We start from the raw sequence: 18,125 nt of genomic DNA, 5'->3' as shown, positions 1-18,125 counted from the left end.
GTGTCCCGCTTTTCGCGGGTAGCTGCTTGTTGATGCGATTCGGCGGATTTTGTTGACCAAGGGGAGACGATGATGAAGATCATTCGTACGTTTATGGTTTCCGGCGCGCTCGCCGGCATGCTGGCCTCTTCGGCCGCCATGGCCGCTGCAACGCCTTCGGCTTCGGCGCTGTCCGTTAGCAAGGCTGCTACCGCTTCGAATGTTCGTTCTTCGACGACCATGAAGAAGAAGAGCAACATCGCCGGTTCGGCGGTTATTCCGCTCGTTATTGCGGCGGGTATCGTTGCCGGTGGCGTTATTGTCGCTACCGATGATGACGACGACGCTGACAGCAACTGATCGTCCGAAAGGATGTGATGGGAAAAGCCGCCTGCTCACGCGGGCGGCTTTTTTGCATTTCAAACTATTGGCGCTTGTCGCGGGTTCGCGGCGGACCAGTCTTTGCGACGCTTGGCGCGGTGCCGGTTTCGCTTGATTTTTCCTTGGCGCGGGCCTATCTGGGCGCAGAACGCCTGAAACATTCGTTTCCGGTGCCCTTTTCTATTGAAGTTTCAGATTCGGAGTCAGACGGCTTTATGCAAATCATCGTTCGCGACAACAACGTCGACCAGGCTTTGCGCGCGCTCAAGAAGAAGCTGCAGCGCGAGGGCGTGTATCGCGAAATGAAGCTTCGCCGTCACTATGAAAAGCCCAGCGAAAAGCGGGCGCGCGAGCGTGCGGCCGCGGTACGCCGTGCGCGCAAGCTTGAACGCAAGCGCGCGGAGCGCGATGGCGCGCGCTAATAAAGTTGCGCAGCCTTAAAACCTTCTTTTGGTTTCCAGGCGAAAACAGCGAAGTTAAGGCGTCAAGCGATCCGATCGCTTGACGCCACCTCCTTACAGGAATCCGTCATGTCCGTGACCGCCGTGCCTATCGCGCCTGTAAAGCGCAGCTATCTCGTCTGGCTCTGGATCGGCATCGTGGTCGCGGTTGTGGCTGGTGCGGCGCTTGCTTTCGCTGCGCCGCAGGATCCCAATATGGTATGGCTCGCCAATAACGCCCAGAAGGATGGCGTTCAGACGACGGCGTCCGGCCTGCAATATCAGATACTGAAAAAGGGCAAGGGCGCGACGCCCACCGACGAAGACATCGCGCTTGTCAATTATGAGGGCAAGCTGACCGACGGCACTACGTTTGATTCGGGACAGCAGACCCCGATGCCCGTTCGCGCCGGCGACCCGGATACCGGCCAGCCCGGCGTCGTGGAGGGGTTCAGCGAAGCGTTAAAGATGATGCCCAAAGGCTCCAAATACCGCTTCTGGATCAAGCCCGAACTTGCCTATGGCGATACCGAGCAGGGACCGATCCCCGCCAATTCGATCCTCGAATTCGACGTCGACATGATCGACTTCCTACCTGAAGCCTATCTACGCCAGATGCAGATGATGCAACAGATGCAGGGCGGCCAGCCCGGCGGCAGCCAGCAAACCCCCGCCGCCCCCGGTGGGCAATAACCGCCGCTAAAAGCCCCGCCTCTGGCATGGGTTTGGCACTCTACAATCTGCCTATAGGGCAGAGTGGATGCGTCTTTGCGGCGAGGTTCGGCATTGCCGATCAAGGTGCGTTAGATAAGCTGCTTGGGAGAGCAGCTTTTCTGACCAAAGCAAATGCCCTCTGAGCAACGCAAATGCCCGTAGAAAACCAGCCCGCAAAATAGACAAAGGCCGGGTGCGGCTTTGAACGGCACTCACACTCGGATGCGGTTTCTCTCCTCACAGGAGGGCGCGGCACTTCAGACTCCCACGTGGTTGGCGGAGTTGCCGCGCGGACGCGCTTCTGCCACGACGAATCAGACGCGGAGTGGCGCATACTGCACTTGGGTTTAAATCAGGCGCTGTGTTTCTTGCGACGTTTTCCGCAGACACAAAAAAGGCGGCAAAAATTGCCGCCTTTTTCAATTCAACGCTGGGAAAGCTTAGTTGCTGTCCGCGTCGTCATCGTCATCGCTGGCAACCGCGACGATGCCCGCACCGACGGCCGCAACAGCGAGAACGCCGACGACGATCGCCGAGCCGCCTGCCAGTTCGCTCTTGCCCTTGGACTTGCTGGCGGTGCGAACCGAGCTGACCGGGGCCTTGGCAACCGAAAGCGACTGAGCGGAGTTGGAAACGCCGGCGAACGCCACCGTCGAGCAAGCCATGCTCGCAACCGCGCCAGCCGTGGCGAGGGTTTTCAAAAGCTGCATATTAAACTCCCTATTTAAAACACGTCTCGGTCACGCTTATAAGGTCAAGATTATGCGAACACAAGCCCCGCAGCGTGCACAGTCGTCACTTTCAACCCGTTATTCTCGTTCAATAATTAACGAATTCTTCAGTTTAGGTAGTGCCGGGCGATCGTGCCTGCGAACCGCTTCGTCGCGTCGGGCCTCAATGGCAAAAGCGTTCCTCATCGGCACGACAATGGCGACCGCACCGGTATCCGCGCACGCCGCGTCGGACACGTCGCAATTGGAGGGGCAGGTCGCACAGTTGAAAAGTCTTCGCGCGGCAGATGCGCGGGTTTTCAATATTTTCTGGCGTTTGAGCACCAAAAATGTTGCCTTGTGCGAAGGCGACGACCCAGCGACCGGCATGTTGTTGCAGGCCAGATCGAGCTATGACGGTGACTTCGCCGAAGCGGCGGACCGGTTTTTCGGTTTTGAAGGCGAGGTTTCGGTCGAGGCGCTCGCGCCCAACGGGCCGGCGGATCGCGCGGGCGTGAAGCAGAATGATACGCTGGTGGCGATCAATGGGAAGGATTTGCCGGTGGCGCAGGGGCCTGAGGCGGTGGCCGCAGCACAGCGCGCGCTGATCGCAGCGGGGAAGGATGGCACGATCGACCTTACGGTGTTGCGCGATCATACGCGCACCCGCTTGCAGGTGAGCCCGCTTTCCGCCTGTCCCGGCCGTGTCGAAGTAACGGTGTCGAATCAACGCGGCGCCAGCACCGACGGCAGCGTCCTTCAGATATCGAGCGCAATGCTCAACGCGCTTCCCGGAGATGGCGAACTCGCGAGCGTGATCGCGCACGAATATTCGCATGTCATCCTGCACCATCCCAGTCGATTGACGGCGGCGCATGTCGATCGCGGTCTGCTGGCGTCCTTCGGAAAGAACCGGCGGCTTATCCGGCGGACCGAGGAAGAGGCCGACCGGTTAAGCGTCTATCTGTTGCTCAATGCGGGGTATGACCCGATGGCGCCGGGACGTTTCTGGCGCACAGTGGGGCGCAACATGGATGCCGGATTCCTGTCCGACGGCACGCATATGGGGTGGCGCGACCGTGCCGAAATGGTCGATCAGGAAGCGGCGCGCGCAAAGGCGCTTGACCAGCGTCCGGCAATTCCAGCGCTTCTGGCGACGCGCGATGACCCGCTTGAATAAGCGGAGCGCGCTATTTGAATTCTGACACTGCCTGTAAGAACCAGCTTTCTTCCGCTTCCAGTCCGATCGCGGTCAGCTTGCCCGAGGCATAAGCGCCGGTGTCGATGCCGATGCGATTTGCGGTTCGGTCGATATCCTCGCTGATGGTATGGCCATGGACGACCATCTTCTCAAACGCACCGCGATGGGTGAGAAACTGTCCGCGTATCCAGCGCAAGTCGCTTGGCCGCTGATCATCAATCGCGCGTGACGGCGAAATACCGGCATGCACAAAGGCATAGTCGCCGGAAATCACCATATCTTCGAACTTTTCGAGAAAGCTTTGGTGCTCGGCGGGAACGGCAGATTGCAATAGCGCACCGTATTCATCGTAATCGGCGTGGAAAATTTCGGCATGGGACACGCCATAGCTTGCCAGCGTCTCGTCGCCGCCGATGCGCGAAAACAGCTTCAGCGCTTCGCGTTTTCCTTCAAGCGCCAGCAACATTATTTCTTCATGATTGCCCATGAGGAAGCGTGTATCGGGCTGTTCACGATGCAATGCGATAAGCCGGTCGATCACTTTCGCCGAATCGGGGCCGCGATCCATCAGGTCGCCAAGAAAGATCAGGGTGCGCCGCATGTCGCCGCGCGAGGCGTGATCGGCGTCGATTTTGGCCAGCAATTCTTCGAGCAGGTCAAAGCGACCATGAATGTCGCCGATCGCGTAAATCCGCTCTTCCGGCGCGATGCTGTGGGCACCTACCGGTTTGCGCGGCATTTTCGGCAGGATGTTCATAACGCTACGCAACGGATTCATTCAGTCAGGCCTAATCAAGTCTGGTTCAGTGCATGGATAGGTTAGTCAAAACCACCCTATACCAGGCATGAATAACATGGTGCTGTCGGGAAAATCGGCGGCGAATTCAAGGCTGGACGCATGCCGTATCAGCAAAAGTCGTGCGGACGTCCCGAAAGGGCGCAGTTTTGCCCCACCCATGATAGCGGTCGAAAGGCTGTGGGAGCGAGCGAATTTCATATCTGCACGAACCGACGATATCATCGCTCGGTTCCCGCACCGCAGCATTGCGTATTCGGCGGAAGCTGACTGGCGGCGTGCAGCGATCGACCGTATGATGTTGAGGCGCGGTCAGGCCGCGGTGTCACCCAGAAGTTGCGGCGGGGCGGTTTGTGACGTCGGCGCGGGCTGGTCCGGCCAGATGCCGCGGCTGTCCATCACCAGCTTGGTGCGGCGTTCGGCGAGCGGAATCGAGCGGAATACGTCGTGGTCGACCAGCACGATGAAGATCGGGCAGCGTTCGATCGCTTCGTCCACGTCGATCAGCGTTGCGCCGCTATCGGCGAGCGCGGGGGGCAGGGTGTCGGCATAGGGTTCGACGATATGCACCCGCTGACCAAACCGGTTGGCGAGCGCTATTGCGACCTTTAGTGCCGGACTTTCGCGGAAGTCATCGATATTCGCCTTGAACGCCAGTCCAAGGCAGGCAACCGCTGCGCCGGGCATCGATTCGATCAAGTCGCTTGCGCGGTCGATCGTATAATCGACCTTCGCGTCGTTCACTTCGCGCGCGGTCCGGATCAACGGCGTGTGTTCGGGCGAGGAATGGACGAGAAACCAGGGGTCGACCGCGATGCAATGGCCGCCGACCCCCGGCCCCGGTGACAGGATGTTCACGCGGGGGTGACGATTGGCAAGGCGGATCACCTCCCACACATCGACGTCGAGCGAATCGGCGACGCACGATAATTCGTTTGCGAAGGCGATGTTGACGTCACGAAACGCGTTTTCGGTTAGTTTTGTCATTTCCGCAGCGGCCGCGCTGGTGGTCACGCATTCACCGCGAACGAAACGACGATAGAATTGCAGCGCCTTTCGCGCGCAGCGTGGCGTGATGCCGCCGATCACCCGGTCATTATCGATCAGTTCGACCAGAATACGGCCGGGCAGCACGCGTTCGGGGCAATAGGCGACCGCGATATCGGGCGTGCCGTCGCAATGCGCGGGAATTTTAAGATCGGGTCGCAGCTTTGCCAGCAGTTCGGCAACCTTTGCTGTGGTTCCCACCGGCGAAGTCGATTCGAGGATTACGGTATCACCCGTTTTCAGCGCGGCAGCGACGCTGGTCGCCGCCTGGAGCACATAGCCGATATTGGGGGCATGATCGTCGCCCGCCGGGGTAGGCACCGCGATGACGAAGATATCGGCCTGTTCCATCTCGGTAGACGCGCGCAGATTGCCGCGCGCCACAACGCCCGAAACCAGACCGTCAAGATCGATCTCCTCGATATGGACCCTGCCCGAATTGACCGTCTCGACGATTTCGGGGTCGACATCGATTCCCAGAACCCTTGCGCCCGACCGGGCGATCACTGCCGCCGTGGGCAGGCCGATATAGCCAAGCCCCATGACGACGACTTCAGGTTCAGCAATTGGTTCCATCGGCGACAACCCTCGCAATCCGCATCGCGGCCTTGCCGTCGCCAAAAGGATTATGGGCGCGCGACATGGCCTGGTACGCCGCCTTGTCGTCCAACAGGGTTGATATTTCGGAAACGATGCGGGCGGCGTCGGTGCCGACCAGCTTCGCGGTGCCTGCTTCGATGCCTTCGGGCCGTTCGGTGGTTTCGCGCATCACCAGCACCGGTTTGCCGAGCGCGGGCGCTTCTTCCTGCACGCCGCCCGAATCGGTGAGGATGATTTCGGCGCGATCGAGCGCGGCGATGAAATTCGGATAGTCGAGCGGGGCGCAGCGGACGATGTTGGAAAAACCACTCAGCATCCGGTCCATCACCGTAACCACGTTTGGATTGGGGTGCACGGGAAACACGATGCCGACATCGTCGCGCCGTGCGATTCGACCCAGCGCCTCGGCAATCGCCGCCATACCATCGCCGAAATTTTCGCGCCGGTGGGTGGTGGCAAGGATGATCCGCTTACCGGCAAGTCCCTGGGCCACGGCCTCGAACCCGGCGCGCAGCGCTGGTTCGGCTGCCAGCCGCTCGCGGGTCGCCAATAGCGCATCGATCACTGTGTTGCCGGTGACATGGACGGTGGCGGGCGCGATATTTTCGCGAAGCAGCGCGTCGGCAGCGGTTCGGGTGGGGGCGAAATGTTGATCGGCGATCGGCGCGATCATCCGCCGATTGATCTCTTCGGGCCAGGGGTGATGGATGTCGCCCGATCGCAGTCCCGCCTCGACATGGCTGACCGGAATCTTGCGATAATAGGCGGTAAGCGCGCCCACCATCGCGGTGGCGGTATCCCCCTGCACGATAACCCGATGCGGCTTTTCGGCGTCCATGACTGACCCAAGGCCGGTCAGAAGCCGTGCGGTAAGCTGATCCAGCGTCTGGCCGGGCTGCATGACGTCCAGATCGATATCGGGGCGCAATCCGGCGATCGCCAGCACCTGATCCAGAAGCCCGCGATGCTGTGCCGTGACGCAGGTTCGCACATGTACATCGCCGCGTTCGCGCAGCGCATGGATCACGGGGAACAGCTTGATCGCTTCGGGCCGGGTTCCGAACACCAGCAATATCGTTGGGCTAGCCATGGCCCAAACGTATCGGACAGATGCTTAAAACGCACCTAACCGCGACTCGTCAGATCTGGGTCGTATCGCGGCGCGATTGCGTGAGAAACGGTATCCAGCGCAATGCCGCCGTCAGCACGACCGGCCAGAACCATGTCGCGGCCATGTCGCGCAGCGTATCGTGCCATTGCCAGCTTCCGTGCGAAATGCGGTCCATGCCTTCATTGGCGCCTTCAAGCACGAAGACAACCAGCAGCGGCCATGGCGAGCGAAGGGGTTTTCGCATCACGAGGGCGGCGATTAGCCACAGCAGCAGTCCGGCATAGGTATGCGCGAACTTGTCGGGCGCGGGGCATAGCGAGACAATCCAGATGATCGCCTGTTCATAGCGTTGGGGAAACGTCACTTATTCTTCCGCTGAAAGTCCGGCATCGCAGTTGCGCTGCCCCTAAACATAGTGCGGTGCAATAACCAGAACAGCTTTCGGCGACGCGGCGTGGCTATACCGTCACCAGCCGATCGTCGCCCAAGGTCGCGAGCAGGCCGACCATGCCCCCCGCCTCAACACCTTTGGCCAGCGACGCGGCATGCAGGCCCAACAGCGCGATACCGGTCTGACAGGCGATCAACGCGACCCCTTCTTCCCTCGCCAGCGTAATAAGCTCTGCGCGACCGGGCAGGCCCTGCGCGGCAAGATCGGGCGAGTCGGACGCCGCATCCCTGTCCGCCAGAAGCCCTACCGCGCGTTCATGGCAGTAAAGGCGAACGCGGCCGCCCAGCGCGGCTTGTGAAGCGGCAAGGGTCAGGGCGGCGCGAAATCGTTCCGGGTCGGCGGTGGTGACGATGATGGTCAGCCCGCGCATGACCGGCATCCGGGGTCCTTTGGCAACGCGATCGTGCGGAAGCGGAGCGAGAGGGTGTCGACCATCACCAGCTTGCCCGCGCTGTCATCGCCAAAGGGAATGATGGCGCGGACCATCTCGATCGCCGCCATGCTGCCCATCAACCCGGTCAGCGCGCCGAGCACGCCCTGTTCGGCGCAGCTTGCCTCCGCCCGGCCCGGATCATCGCCCACGAAACAGCGATAGCAGGGTTTGTCCGCTTCCCATCCGCGAAAGACGCCTAGCTGCCCTTCAAACTGTCCGACCGCGGCGGAAACCAGCGGGATGCGCAGGGCGAGCGCGGCATCGGCCACCGCCAGCCGCGTTTCAAAATTGTCCGATCCGTCGAGCACCACGTCCGCGCCCGCCAGCAGCTGGCCCGCATTCGCCGCATCGATCCGCTCGCGCACCGGCGTTATGGTAACGTCGGGATTGCGCCGCGCCACCTCACGCATCGCGACGTCCACTTTTTGCGCACCTTCGTCGGCCGTGGCGAACAGGGTCTGGCGTTGCAGGTTGGAAAGTTCCACCCGGTCATCATCGATGATGGTCAGACGCCCGATACCCGCCGCCGCCAGATACTCGATTGCCGGCGAACCGATCCCGCCGGCACCGATGACAGCGACATGGGCATTGAGCAACCGCATCTGCCCCACGCCGCCGATTTCGCGCAGGATGATGTGGCGGGCATAGCGATCGAGCTGGGTATCGCTGAGCGGCGTCACTGCCATTCGTAGGTGACGGTGGCGCGATACCATCCGCTGGGATCGACCTTTGCAGGATCGAGGTTGTTGCGAGCGAATGTCGACACCAGCCCCGCACTATATTGTTCGACCGAAGAGCAATTGATCGCGCGCGGGATGGTCGCGCGCACGCTACCGTCTTCGGACAGCAGCACCGCGATATCGAGCGACACGACCCGCTTGCCGTTCTGCCGGCGCGGCATGGGACATTTGCTGAAGGCCATTTCTTTGGCAACGAACTGGCTCATCTGCGTCGTCACGACCGGCTGATTGTGATAGGGAAGCGGCGTCATCCCCTCCCAGTCGATCGGTAGCGTCAGGCCGAGCATGCCACCCTGCTGCGCAGCGGCTGCAACTAGGAAAGCGATCGCCGAATTCATCGGCCCGTCGATCCGAAACCGCCTTCGCCACGCATGGTTTCGTCCAGCGCGTCGACCTCATCCAGCGTGGCATGAAGCACGGGCGCGGGAACGAGCTGAGCAATTCGCTCGCCACGCGCGATCTCAAACGGGACCGACCCCAGATTTGCCAGGATTACCTTCACTTCACCTCGATAATCGCAGTCTATCGTACCCGGCGCATTGAGGCAGGTTAAGCCATGCTTCAGCGCCAGCCCGGATCGCGGGCGCACCTGCACTTCGTACCCCGCCGGGATCGCCATGGCAAAGCCTGTCGCCACGGCGGCGCGCGCGCCGGGTGCGATCGTCACGTTTTCGGCCGAAACGACGTCCATCCCCGCCGCTCCTTCGCTGGCATAGGCGGGAAGCGGCAGCGATTCGCCATTGGGAAGGCGCTTCACCGCGATGCGAATGGGCGGCAGCATCACGGCTTCTCCGGCATGTGGTCGACGAGACGCCGGGTCGCGTCGAGCACTTCGGGATCGTCGAGCGACAACTGACCGCGATCCGGGACGATGCGGTAATCGGTCGCGATGCCGCGCAGCGCCAGCGCCTCGGCATAGGGGCGCGAAAAACTGCCCGGCGTAATTTCGTCCTTCGCCCCCACCAGCATCGCTGCGCGCAGGTCGGGTCGCACCCCACCTGCGGTTTTCAGCGGGTCAAGGCTGGGAACCGGGCTTTCCCAGTTGAGCGATGGCGCGCGCTTTTTCATATATTTGCGCCATTCGGGCAGGGTGCAGGGGCACGATACCAGCACCATACCATCGATCAGCCGGGGCCGTATGCCGGCAAGGTCGGCCGCCATAGCCGCGCCGCCATTATCGCCGATCAGAATGACGCGCGCGGCCGGAACCTGCGCCTTTGCCGATGCGATCGCTGCGGCAATCTTCTGCAATCGTTCGCTGGTATAGTTATCGCCGGTTCCCGCCCCGCGCTCACCGGGCGAGGCATTGCCCATCGCATCCGCATAGCCCGGCCGCAAGATGGCCAGCGCGGCGCTTTTGGGCACGGCTTTCACCACGGCTTGCGCAAAAGCATAGGAATTAGCGCGATTCGCAGGTCGGGCATCGCCGTGGAGCACGACGAACAGGGTGCGTATCGATTCGCGGCCGGTGTCGCCGAACAATTCGGTGTGCAACTCGGTCTGCGGCGGTGCGATTCGCTCTACCGCGCATCCAGCGAGCAGTGCACCCGCGATCAGCAATGTCGGCCTAAAGCGCATCGGCGATCCGATCCGCGAGGCGGCGCGCGACCTCGCGCTTGTCGAGGCGCTCCCAGCTTTCGACGCCGGTTTCGGTGACGATATGAACGGTATTGGCATTTCCCCCCATGACATCGCCCGAAACATCGTTGGCGACAATCCAGTCGGCGTTCTTGCGTGCGCGCTTTTCGGTGGCATGAGCGATCACGTCGTCGGTTTCAGCTGCGAAACCGACCAGCAGGCGCGGGCGCTTCGGGCTGTTTCCCAGCATTTTCAGGATATCGGGATTTTCGATCAGTTGCAGTTGCGGCGCACCATCGCCCTTCTTGATCTTGCTGCCCGCTTCCGGGGCGTGCCAGTCCGCCACCGCCGCGACCATGACCGCGCCGTCGGCGGGAAGCGCGGCGGCGACCGCATTCGCCATTTCGCGCGCGGTTTCGACATCGACCCGGTCGACCCCCGGCGGCGTGGGCAGCGCGACGGGGCCGGAAACCAGCGTGACCCTGGCCCCCAGCGCGGCCAGCGCGCCCGCGATCGCATAGCCCTGCCGACCCGAGGAACGGTTGGCGATATAGCGTACCGGATCGATCGGTTCGTGGGTCGGGCCTGCCGTCACCAGCATATGCCTGCCGGTCAGCCCCCCCGACGATTTGCCGCCCAGCGCCGCTTCGATCGCCGCCAGAATCGCGTCTGGTTCGGGCAGGCGGCCGGGGCCATATTCGCCGCACGCCATCGCGCCTTCATTCGGCTCCATCACGGTGACGCCATCGCCGCGCACCCGTTCGACATTGCGAACGGTAGCCGGGTGCTGCCACATCCGAACGTTCATCGCGGGCGCGGCGATCACCGGCTTGTCGGTCGCGAGCAGCAGCGTACTGGCCAGGTCGTCGGCGATTCCCCCCGCCATCTTTGCGAGAAGGTCGGCGGTTGCGGGCGCGACGACAACCAGATCGGCCTCCCGGCTGAGCTGAATATGGCCCATCTCCGCCTCGTCCTTCAAATCCCACAGGCTGGTATGCACCGGGTTTTCGGACAGGGCGGCAAGCGTCATCGGAGTGACGAAATGCGTGCCGCCATCGGTCAGCACGCAGCGAACGGCGATGCCCGCCTTGCGAGCGAGGCGAATGATCTCGCACGCCTTGTACGCGGCGATGCCGCCGCCGATGATGAGCAGAATGCGTTTCATCGCGTGACCCTGTGCACCCGCACGCGGCGTCTGTCGAGCGCACCGCGTACCGTATCGCGGATCGCGTCCGGGGCGAAGGCAAGCCCGATCAGCGACAGCGGCGCGGCCATCAGCGCCCAGTAAAAAGTATCGACGCGCGCGAAGACGGCGACCAGCAGTGCATAGGCGAGCAACACCGCCAGCAAGCGCATCGCGTGCGGACTGTTCCAGCCCGCCCAGCCATATATGGCAAGCCCCGCCAGAATTGCCGCAAGCGTGAGCGGAAGCGCGTGGAGCGCGGTGGAGAGGCTGAGCGCGCGAATGAAAAACCCCAATCCGTTCAGTCCCGCCCAGCCGGGGGAGGTGGGATCGAGCGGCCCGACCACCCTGGCGACGGCGATGGCATGGATCGTCATTACCACCGCGAAAACGGCAAGCGTCGCGCCCCATCCGCCCGCCTCGCGCCGATCGCCGCTGCGCAGCGCGAAAGCGAGCATCACAAGAACGTAAAGCACGGCGGTTTCACGAATCAACATTGCGCACAGGCCGATCGCGGCGGCTTCCAGCCAGCGGCCCGGACGCCACAGGCCGAGCGAGAGCGCGATCAGCATCGCTGCCCATGCTTCGTGGAAAAGGACCAGTCCGGGTTGCACGCAGGCGACGATTCCGCCGGCGAGCAGCACCATGGCGCAGGCACGCGGAAGCGGCCGGGCAAAGGCGGGCTTTAGCCGGATATACCACACGAGCGCCACTGCCAGGCCGAGCGCCCATAGCATTCCCAGCACAACGCCAGGGGGAAGATGCGATTGCACCATCGCAAGCGTTGGCAGGCGAAAGGTGAAGAAGGGGCGCAGCGGAAAATCGCCTGCGCGAAGTGCATTGGCGGCGATCGAGTAATAATCGCCGCCCGCGCGCACCCCGTCGACGATCGCGCCGTACAGATACAGGTCGGTCTGCGCGGCCGGCGGCGGCATCGCATCGGCGGGACCGGCGGGATCCGGTACGGCAAGCGCGGTTAGCGTCGCAACGATCAGCGCGATGAGCAGCGCCAGCGCCCAGCGCGCCCGGTCCCGCGGCAGCATGGCGAAACGGCTTGGTTCGCGCAGCAACAGGGGCGGGGCGGGGCGCACCATCAGCCGATGAGCAGCGTCGCCACCACGCCGATGGCGGCGCTGAGTACCGCGACAGCGGCATAGGCCCAGCCCGATCCCACGCGCACGACCTGAATATCGCGGAGCGGTGGGGCGGGGGGCGCGCCGCCGGGATTGGGATAGCGCGCCTCTATATTGCGGATAAGCTGCGGCAACCGGGCAAGCGTGCGGAAATCCTCGACCAGCCTGTCGGCCACCGCCGCTTCGGGGCCAAGTTCTGCGCGCAGCCATTCGCGCACGAACGGCGCCGCCGTTTCCCACAGGTTGATGTCGGGATCGAGCGCAGTCGCGACGCCTTCCACCATCACCATCGTTTTTTGCAGCAACAGCAGGTGCGGCTGGGTCTGCATGTCGAAATCGCGTGTGATGTTGAACAGCGAATCGAGCATCATGCCGACCGACATGTCCTTCACCGGCAAGCCGCGCATCGGTTCGCCGACGGCGCGCAGCGCGGTCGCGAATTCGGCGACATTGTGATGCGCCGGGACATAGCCCGCCTCGAAATGGATTTCGGCGACGCGGCGGTAATTGCCGGTGATCAGGCCGTACAGGATTTCGGCCAGCCATATCCGTGCGCGTCGGTCGATCCGGCCCATGATGCCGAAATCGATCGCCACGATCCGTTCGCCGGGCAGCGCGAACAGATTGCCCTGATGCATATCGGCATGGAAGAACCCTTCCGCGATCGCCTGACGCAGGAACGCGCGGACCAGCTTTCGCGCCAGCGCCGTGCGGTCCAACCCGGCTTCATCCAGCGCGGCGAGGTTCGACATCTTTATCCCATCGATCCATTCCAGCGTCAGCACCTTGCCCGTGGTGCGCTGCCAGTCGATTTCGGGGACCAGAAAATCGGGCTCGGCCTGCATCCCTTCGGCGAGTTCGCTTGCCGAGGCGGCCTCGCGGCGAAGATCGAGTTCGCGCGCGGTCCAGCGCTTGAACGTCGCGATCACCAGACGGGGGCGAAGGCGCGCGGCTTCCCCGCCCATGGCTTCAACCTGCGCGGCGGCCCATTCATAGGTATCGATCGCGCGCGCAAAATCGCCTTCCACGCCCGGACGCAGTACCTTGACCGCGACCTGTTTGCCGTCGGTGGTGATGGCGCGATGAACCTGCGCGATCGAGGCTGCGCCGATGGGCGTTTCCTCGATATGGCGGAAAATATCCTCGATCGGCCTGCCGAAACTTGCACGAATCTGCTCGCGAATCGTGTCGAACGAAACCGGCGGCAAGGCGTCCTGCAGGCGCAGCAGGTCGCGCGCCGCCTCATCGCCGACCAGATCGGGGCGCGTCGCCAGCGTCTGCCCCAGCTTGATTGCGGCCGGACCGATCGCCTGAAAAGCGTCGGCATAGGCCGGTGTCTCGGGCACGCGCGCGCCGAAACGGGCGATCCGGGCGAGGCGGCGGACCGGCAGCGGCGTGTTTCTGTCGCGCTCGATCCCGCGCAGCGCACCATGACGCGCCAGCGTTCGGCCCCATTTGAGGAGTCGCCAAAGATGAACCGCAGGTGCGGTCATGCGAGGCCCCTCCCCGCGATGGGGGAGGGTTGCAGGGCGTGCATCAGATTTTCCAGCCGCTGTGGATCGCGACCAGCCCGCCCAGCACCGGTTCCACCCGGGTCTGCGTGAAGCCGGCATCGCCGATCATTCCCTTGAAGGTCTCCATGTCCGGAAAGCGACGGATCGATTCGATCAGATAGCGATAGCTGTCCTCGTCATTGGCGAGCAGCTTACCCAGCTTGGGCACCAGACGATGCGAATAGGCATCGTACACATCGGCGAAACCCGGCCAGAGCGTGGTCGAGAATTCAAGGCAATAGAACCGCCCGCCGCGCTTCAGCACGCGATGCGCCTCTTTCAGCGCGGCGGGAATATCAGTTACGTTGCGGATGCCGAAGGCGATCGTATAGGCATCGAAGAAACGATCCGGAAATTGCAATGTCTCTGCATTGGCTTCGGTCCAGACCAGCCCGTCAATGCCGCGTTTCGCCGCGCGTTCCATGCCGACTTCCAGCATCGCGCCGTTGATGTCGGCGACGGTGATTGCCGCGCCGTGCCGCGCCATGCGAAACGCAATGTCCCCGGTGCCTCCCGCCATATCGAGAATCTGTTCGCCCTCACGCGGCTTCACCCGGCGCACGAAGCGATCCTTCCACAGCCGGTGCATGCCCCCCGACATCGCGTCGTTCATCAGGTCGTAGCGCGCGGCGACATTGCGGAAGACGTCGCCGACGCGGCGGGTCTTTTCGCCGGGCGCGACATCCTCATAGCCGAAGGAGACGGTGTCGGTCATACTGGTGTCCGGAAAAATAAGTGTTGGCGCTCGCTCTAGCCAAGCCTTGTGAGCGGGGCAAACCCTGCCTAGCTGAAAAGCGAAAACCATGCCCGAACTTCCCGAAGTAGAAACGACCGTCCGTGGTCTCGCTCCCGTGCTGAAGGGGCAGAGGCTGGTGCAGGTCATCGCCCGGCGGCCAGATCTCAGGCGGCCGATCCCCGACGATCTGGTGCAGCGGATGACAGGCGCGACCGTCACTGCGCTTGGCCGACGCGCGAAATACGGACTGATCGATACGAGTCGCGGCGACACCATGATCTTTCACCTTGGTATGTCGGGACGCTGGCGAGTCGATCCGGGGGAATTGCTCGCCCATGATCATCTGGTGATCGAAACCGGGGCGGGGCGCAGCGTCGCGCTCAACGATCCGCGGCGCTTCGGATCGCTCGATCTGGTGGCGACGAGCGAGCTCGATTCCTGGCCGCCCTTCGCCGCAATGGGCCCCGAACCGCTTGGGCGTGCCTTCACCGCAGACTATCTGGCGAAAGCCTTTGCCGGGCGAAGCGCGCCAGTAAAGGCGCTGCTGCTCGATCAGGGCGTCGTGGCGGGGCTGGGCAATATCTATGTCTGTGAAGCACTGTATACGGCCGGCATTGCGCCGGGACGCGCGGCGGGCAGGATAGCGAAGGCGCGGCTGGAGCGGCTGGTCGAATCGATTCGCGCCGTGCTGGCCGCGGCGATCCGGGCCGGCGGGTCGTCCTTGCGGGACTATGCGCGCCCTGACGGCGAGCTTGGCTATTTTTCAAAGCAATGGTGCGTGTATGGCCGCGAAGGCAAGCCATGCCGGTGCGGCGAACCCGTCCGGCGGCGCGTCGATAGCGGGCGTTCGACCTTTTTCTGCCCGAAATGCCAGCGCTGAACGGTTGACGGACCGCCCGACGGGCGCTAAAGGCCGCGCTTTCCCGGGTGCCGACCTTGGTCAGGCGCCCTTTCGTTACAGCAGGATTCGAGGACGTACATGGCGAACACGCCACAGGCGAAGAAGCGTATTCGGCGCAACACGCGTCGCGCGGACATCAATGGTGCGCGGGTCAGCCGCATCCGCACCTTTGTCAAGCGTGTCGAGCTCGCGCTCGACCAGGGCGACAAGGATGCCGCCCGGGCCGCGCTGAAGGACATGCAGCCCGAACTGGCGCGTGGCGTTTCGAAGGGCGTGCTTCACAAGAACACCGCATCGCGCAAACTGTCGCGCCTGTCGAAGCGGGTCGCCGCGCTCGGCTGATACCCGCAAGGCATTTTGCCGCAATGAAAAATGACCTCGCCGGTATTCCGGCGGGGTTTTTTTCGTGCTCTGTCGATCGTGATCGGAACGTTTTTGGAACCTTGTGGAGTTACCACGAGTCGTATCGCACGCCTTGCACGATCTATCTCGTAAGATACTGAAAAATAATGACAATCAAAGAAATTTAACGCATTTCCTGCGCTCTTGGCCTGTCAACTTATATATTTCGGTTCGATGACGGTCGGGCCACTTGATCGACTCGCCACCCTCTTTCTAAACAGTCCTTCCCGGCGTGATGATCTCCGCCGGGATCAAGCGAAGCCTCGCGTGCCAGGCGGATGTCGATTCCGGCTGCGGGGCTTTTTGACCTTTTAACCGGGGAGCCCGGAAACACTGTTTTCCGGGTGGGGGAGAAACTTGTCGCGTGATGGCCGAACAGAATCCCGCACCGTCAAGCGCTAAGGCTGCTGCCTGGGACCGGGTACGCAGGAACCTTCGCGCATCGGCGGGGCAGCGTCTGTTCGACCAGTGGCTGCGCCCGATGGAACTGATCGAGGAGGGCGATGCCCAGACGATTCGTCTGGGGCTTCCCGCCGCGTTCATGACCAACTGGGTACGCAATCATTATGCCGAGCGGCTGACGTTCGAATTCCGTTCGCTGCTGCCCGAAATCCGCGCCGTGTCGGTCGAAACGATTCGCGCCGCCAAGGCACGCCATCTGACCGCCGCCGCACCGACGCCCGTCGCAACCGCGACCGCTTCCCCGGCACAGCCCGCGCCGCGCCCGTCCACAGCAGCGCCCGCCGAACGCCCGCGGTTCGAACCACGCTATTGCTTCGATCGATTCGTCGCCGCTCCGTCGAACCGGGTCGCGCTGAACGCGGCGCGCGCGCTGGCCGAACCGGGAACGCCGCGGTTCAGCCCGCTATATCTCCATTCGGGCACTGGCCAGGGCAAGACACATCTGATGCATGCGATCGGCCAGGCGTTTCTCGACGCCGAACCCGGTGCCACCGCGATCTACATGCCCGCCGAACGGTTCATGTTCGAATTCGTCCAGGCATTGCGCGCGCGCGACACCATCGCGTTCAAGGAGCGGATTCGCGGCGTCGACCTGCTGATGATCGATGACCTGCAGTTCATCGGCGGCAAGGATTCGACGCAGGAGGAGTGCCTCCACACCGTCAACGAATTCATGAATGCCGGAAAGCGGCTGGTAATCGCGGCCGATCGCTGCCCACAAGCGCTGGAAGGCGTCGATCAACGGCTTATCGGCCGTCTGGGATCTGGGCTGGCCGCTGACATTAAATCGCCCGAACGCGATCTGCGGCGCGCGATTCTGGACCGCAAGCTGGCCGATATGGACGGCGCGGCGGTGCCCGAAGAGGTGCTCGAACTGCTCGCCGGGCGAATTTCCAGCAGCGTTCGCGAACTGGAAGGCGCGCTCAACCGCCTCGTCGCCTATGCGCAGCTGATCGGCGAACAGGTGACGATGGATTTCGCGATGCAGACGCTGGGCGAAGTCCTGGCCGGTCCGCAGAGGCGAATCACCATCGACGATATCCAGCGCGCGGTTTCGAACCATTTCGATGTCCGCCCGATCGACCTGATTTCCGCGCGCCGCGCCGTTGTGATCGCGCGCCCGCGCCAGATCGCCATGTATCTGGCGAAGCGGCTGACCACCCGGTCGCTTCCCGAAATCGGCCGCAAGTTCGGTAATCGCGACCATTCGACCGTGATCCACGCGGTGCGCCGGATCGAGGATTTACGCACCAAGGACGCCGAAATCGACCGCGCGGTCCGCACGCTGACCCGCGAACTGGAGGGGTAATTTCGCACTTTTCGCGGAAAATGCGAAAGAAAGTTACCTGTTTCTGTAACGAAATTGCGCCCGCAGATTTTAGACAAGGATCAACAAAGACAGAGCGAGTCGGGCTTACCGGCGCACGCGGATGTAGGACAGCTTTTTGGGTGGATTGGAGACAGACGGGTTTTAGGAAACACCGGGACGATAGCTGCCTAGCGTCTCACTGTCCTGATCTCGCATCATACTCGCGGCGCGCGGCTTCCATGGCCGGCCAGTTCTCACCGATCCA

At 62.8% G+C, this 18,125-nt stretch carries 21 protein-coding genes; 7 read left to right on the top strand and 14 right to left on the bottom strand.

Going from position 1 to position 18,125, the window contains the following annotated elements:
- Positions 1 to 69: 69 nt before the first annotated feature.
- The 3 genes from KY084_RS02205 (at position 70) to KY084_RS02195 (ending at position 1,493) form a co-directional block, all read left to right on the top strand.
- Positions 70 to 339, top strand: coding sequence for a hypothetical protein (locus KY084_RS02205; protein ID WP_219236814.1), 270 nt, complete (start codon positions 70 to 72; stop codon positions 337 to 339).
- 236 nt (positions 340 to 575) lie between these two features.
- A complete protein-coding gene (rpsU, locus tag KY084_RS02200; RefSeq protein ID WP_007404630.1) occupies positions 576 to 782 on the top strand; it encodes a 30S ribosomal protein S21 in 207 nt (68 codons plus the stop codon).
- A gap of 108 nt (positions 783 to 890) precedes the next feature.
- Positions 891 to 1,493 (top strand): FKBP-type peptidyl-prolyl cis-trans isomerase, encoded by a 603-nt coding sequence (locus KY084_RS02195; protein ID WP_219236813.1) that lies wholly within the window; start codon positions 891 to 893, stop codon positions 1,491 to 1,493.
- 461 nt (positions 1,494 to 1,954) lie between these two features.
- Here the strand turns inward: KY084_RS02195 and KY084_RS02190 are convergent, their stop codons facing one another.
- The gene (locus KY084_RS02190) at positions 1,955 to 2,224 is read right to left on the bottom strand and encodes a hypothetical protein (RefSeq protein ID WP_219236812.1); all 270 of its coding nucleotides are present in this window, start codon (positions 2,222 to 2,224) and stop codon (positions 1,955 to 1,957) included.
- Between the two features lie 187 nt (positions 2,225 to 2,411).
- On the opposite strand from KY084_RS02190, the gene KY084_RS02185 reads away from it, so the two are divergent.
- Positions 2,412 to 3,404: a PDZ domain-containing protein gene (locus KY084_RS02185; protein WP_219236811.1), complete on the top strand. Its 993-nt coding sequence runs from the start codon at positions 2,412 to 2,414 to the stop codon at positions 3,402 to 3,404.
- A 10-nt stretch (positions 3,405 to 3,414) separates the two neighbouring features.
- Here the strand turns inward: KY084_RS02185 and KY084_RS02180 are convergent, their stop codons facing one another.
- From KY084_RS02180 to KY084_RS02120, 13 genes are all read right to left on the bottom strand, one after another.
- Positions 3,415 to 4,203, bottom strand: coding sequence for a metallophosphoesterase family protein (locus tag KY084_RS02180; protein ID WP_246586811.1), 789 nt, complete (start codon positions 4,201 to 4,203; stop codon positions 3,415 to 3,417).
- 330 nt (positions 4,204 to 4,533) lie between these two features.
- Positions 4,534 to 5,844 (bottom strand): UDP-N-acetyl-D-mannosamine dehydrogenase, encoded by a 1,311-nt coding sequence (wecC, locus tag KY084_RS02175; RefSeq protein ID WP_219236810.1) that lies wholly within the window; start codon positions 5,842 to 5,844, stop codon positions 4,534 to 4,536.
- Positions 5,828 to 6,958 carry a non-hydrolyzing UDP-N-acetylglucosamine 2-epimerase gene (gene wecB / locus KY084_RS02170; RefSeq protein WP_219236809.1) on the bottom strand — a complete coding sequence of 377 codons (1,131 nt, stop codon included), beginning with the start codon at positions 6,956 to 6,958 and terminating at the stop codon, positions 5,828 to 5,830. The genes wecC and wecB overlap by 17 nt, the downstream gene beginning before the upstream one ends.
- Positions 6,959 to 7,007: 49 nt before the next feature.
- Positions 7,008 to 7,343, bottom strand: coding sequence for a hypothetical protein (locus KY084_RS02165; protein WP_219236808.1), 336 nt, complete (start codon positions 7,341 to 7,343; stop codon positions 7,008 to 7,010).
- Between the two features lie 94 nt (positions 7,344 to 7,437).
- Complete coding sequence (locus KY084_RS02160; RefSeq protein ID WP_343227933.1) at positions 7,438 to 7,809, bottom strand: DsrE family protein; 372 nt, start codon at positions 7,807 to 7,809, stop codon at positions 7,438 to 7,440.
- Positions 7,788 to 8,543: a HesA/MoeB/ThiF family protein gene (locus tag KY084_RS02155; protein ID WP_343227932.1), complete on the bottom strand. Its 756-nt coding sequence runs from the start codon at positions 8,541 to 8,543 to the stop codon at positions 7,788 to 7,790. Before KY084_RS02155 ends, KY084_RS02160 begins: the two co-directional genes overlap by 22 nt.
- A complete protein-coding gene (locus KY084_RS02150) occupies positions 8,540 to 8,941 on the bottom strand; it encodes a hypothetical protein (RefSeq protein ID WP_219236807.1) in 402 nt (133 codons plus the stop codon). The genes KY084_RS02155 and KY084_RS02150 overlap by 4 nt, the downstream gene beginning before the upstream one ends.
- The gene (gene dut / locus KY084_RS02145; RefSeq protein WP_246586810.1) at positions 8,938 to 9,384 is read right to left on the bottom strand and encodes a dUTP diphosphatase; all 447 of its coding nucleotides are present in this window, start codon (positions 9,382 to 9,384) and stop codon (positions 8,938 to 8,940) included. The genes KY084_RS02150 and dut overlap by 4 nt, the downstream gene beginning before the upstream one ends.
- Positions 9,384 to 10,181 carry an alpha/beta hydrolase gene (locus KY084_RS02140; protein WP_246586809.1) on the bottom strand — a complete coding sequence of 266 codons (798 nt, stop codon included), beginning with the start codon at positions 10,179 to 10,181 and terminating at the stop codon, positions 9,384 to 9,386. The genes dut and KY084_RS02140 overlap by 1 nt, the downstream gene beginning before the upstream one ends.
- Complete coding sequence (gene coaBC, locus KY084_RS02135; protein WP_219236805.1) at positions 10,171 to 11,346, bottom strand: bifunctional phosphopantothenoylcysteine decarboxylase/phosphopantothenate--cysteine ligase CoaBC; 1,176 nt, start codon at positions 11,344 to 11,346, stop codon at positions 10,171 to 10,173. The genes KY084_RS02140 and coaBC overlap by 11 nt, the downstream gene beginning before the upstream one ends.
- The gene (locus tag KY084_RS02130) at positions 11,343 to 12,407 is read right to left on the bottom strand and encodes a hypothetical protein (protein ID WP_246586808.1); all 1,065 of its coding nucleotides are present in this window, start codon (positions 12,405 to 12,407) and stop codon (positions 11,343 to 11,345) included. The genes coaBC and KY084_RS02130 overlap by 4 nt, the downstream gene beginning before the upstream one ends.
- Before the next feature lie 50 nt (positions 12,408 to 12,457).
- A complete protein-coding gene (gene ubiB / locus KY084_RS02125) occupies positions 12,458 to 13,990 on the bottom strand; it encodes a 2-polyprenylphenol 6-hydroxylase (RefSeq protein ID WP_219236803.1) in 1,533 nt (510 codons plus the stop codon).
- 43 nt (positions 13,991 to 14,033) lie between these two features.
- On the bottom strand, positions 14,034 to 14,765 hold the full coding sequence (locus KY084_RS02120) for a class I SAM-dependent methyltransferase (protein WP_219236802.1): 732 nt from the start codon (positions 14,763 to 14,765) through the stop codon (positions 14,034 to 14,036).
- Positions 14,766 to 14,853: 88 nt separating this feature from the next.
- Between KY084_RS02120 and mutM the strand changes: the two genes are divergently transcribed.
- The 3 genes from mutM (at position 14,854) to dnaA (ending at position 17,860) form a co-directional block, all read left to right on the top strand.
- Complete coding sequence (gene mutM, locus KY084_RS02115; protein WP_219236801.1) at positions 14,854 to 15,666, top strand: bifunctional DNA-formamidopyrimidine glycosylase/DNA-(apurinic or apyrimidinic site) lyase; 813 nt, start codon at positions 14,854 to 14,856, stop codon at positions 15,664 to 15,666.
- A 99-nt stretch (positions 15,667 to 15,765) separates the two neighbouring features.
- Positions 15,766 to 16,029, top strand: a complete 264-nt coding sequence (rpsT, locus tag KY084_RS02110) for a 30S ribosomal protein S20 (protein ID WP_219236800.1) — start codon at positions 15,766 to 15,768, stop codon at positions 16,027 to 16,029.
- Between the two features lie 427 nt (positions 16,030 to 16,456).
- A complete protein-coding gene (dnaA, locus tag KY084_RS02105; RefSeq protein ID WP_219236799.1) occupies positions 16,457 to 17,860 on the top strand; it encodes a chromosomal replication initiator protein DnaA in 1,404 nt (467 codons plus the stop codon).
- Positions 17,861 to 18,125 lie beyond the last annotated feature (265 nt).

The sequence above is a fragment of the Stakelama flava genome (genome assembly GCF_019351405.1).
In the GTDB taxonomy this organism is placed as follows: Bacteria; Pseudomonadota; Alphaproteobacteria; order Sphingomonadales; family Sphingomonadaceae; genus Sphingomonas; species Sphingomonas flava_A.
This window is presented reverse-complemented; position numbering and strand designations above follow the sequence as displayed.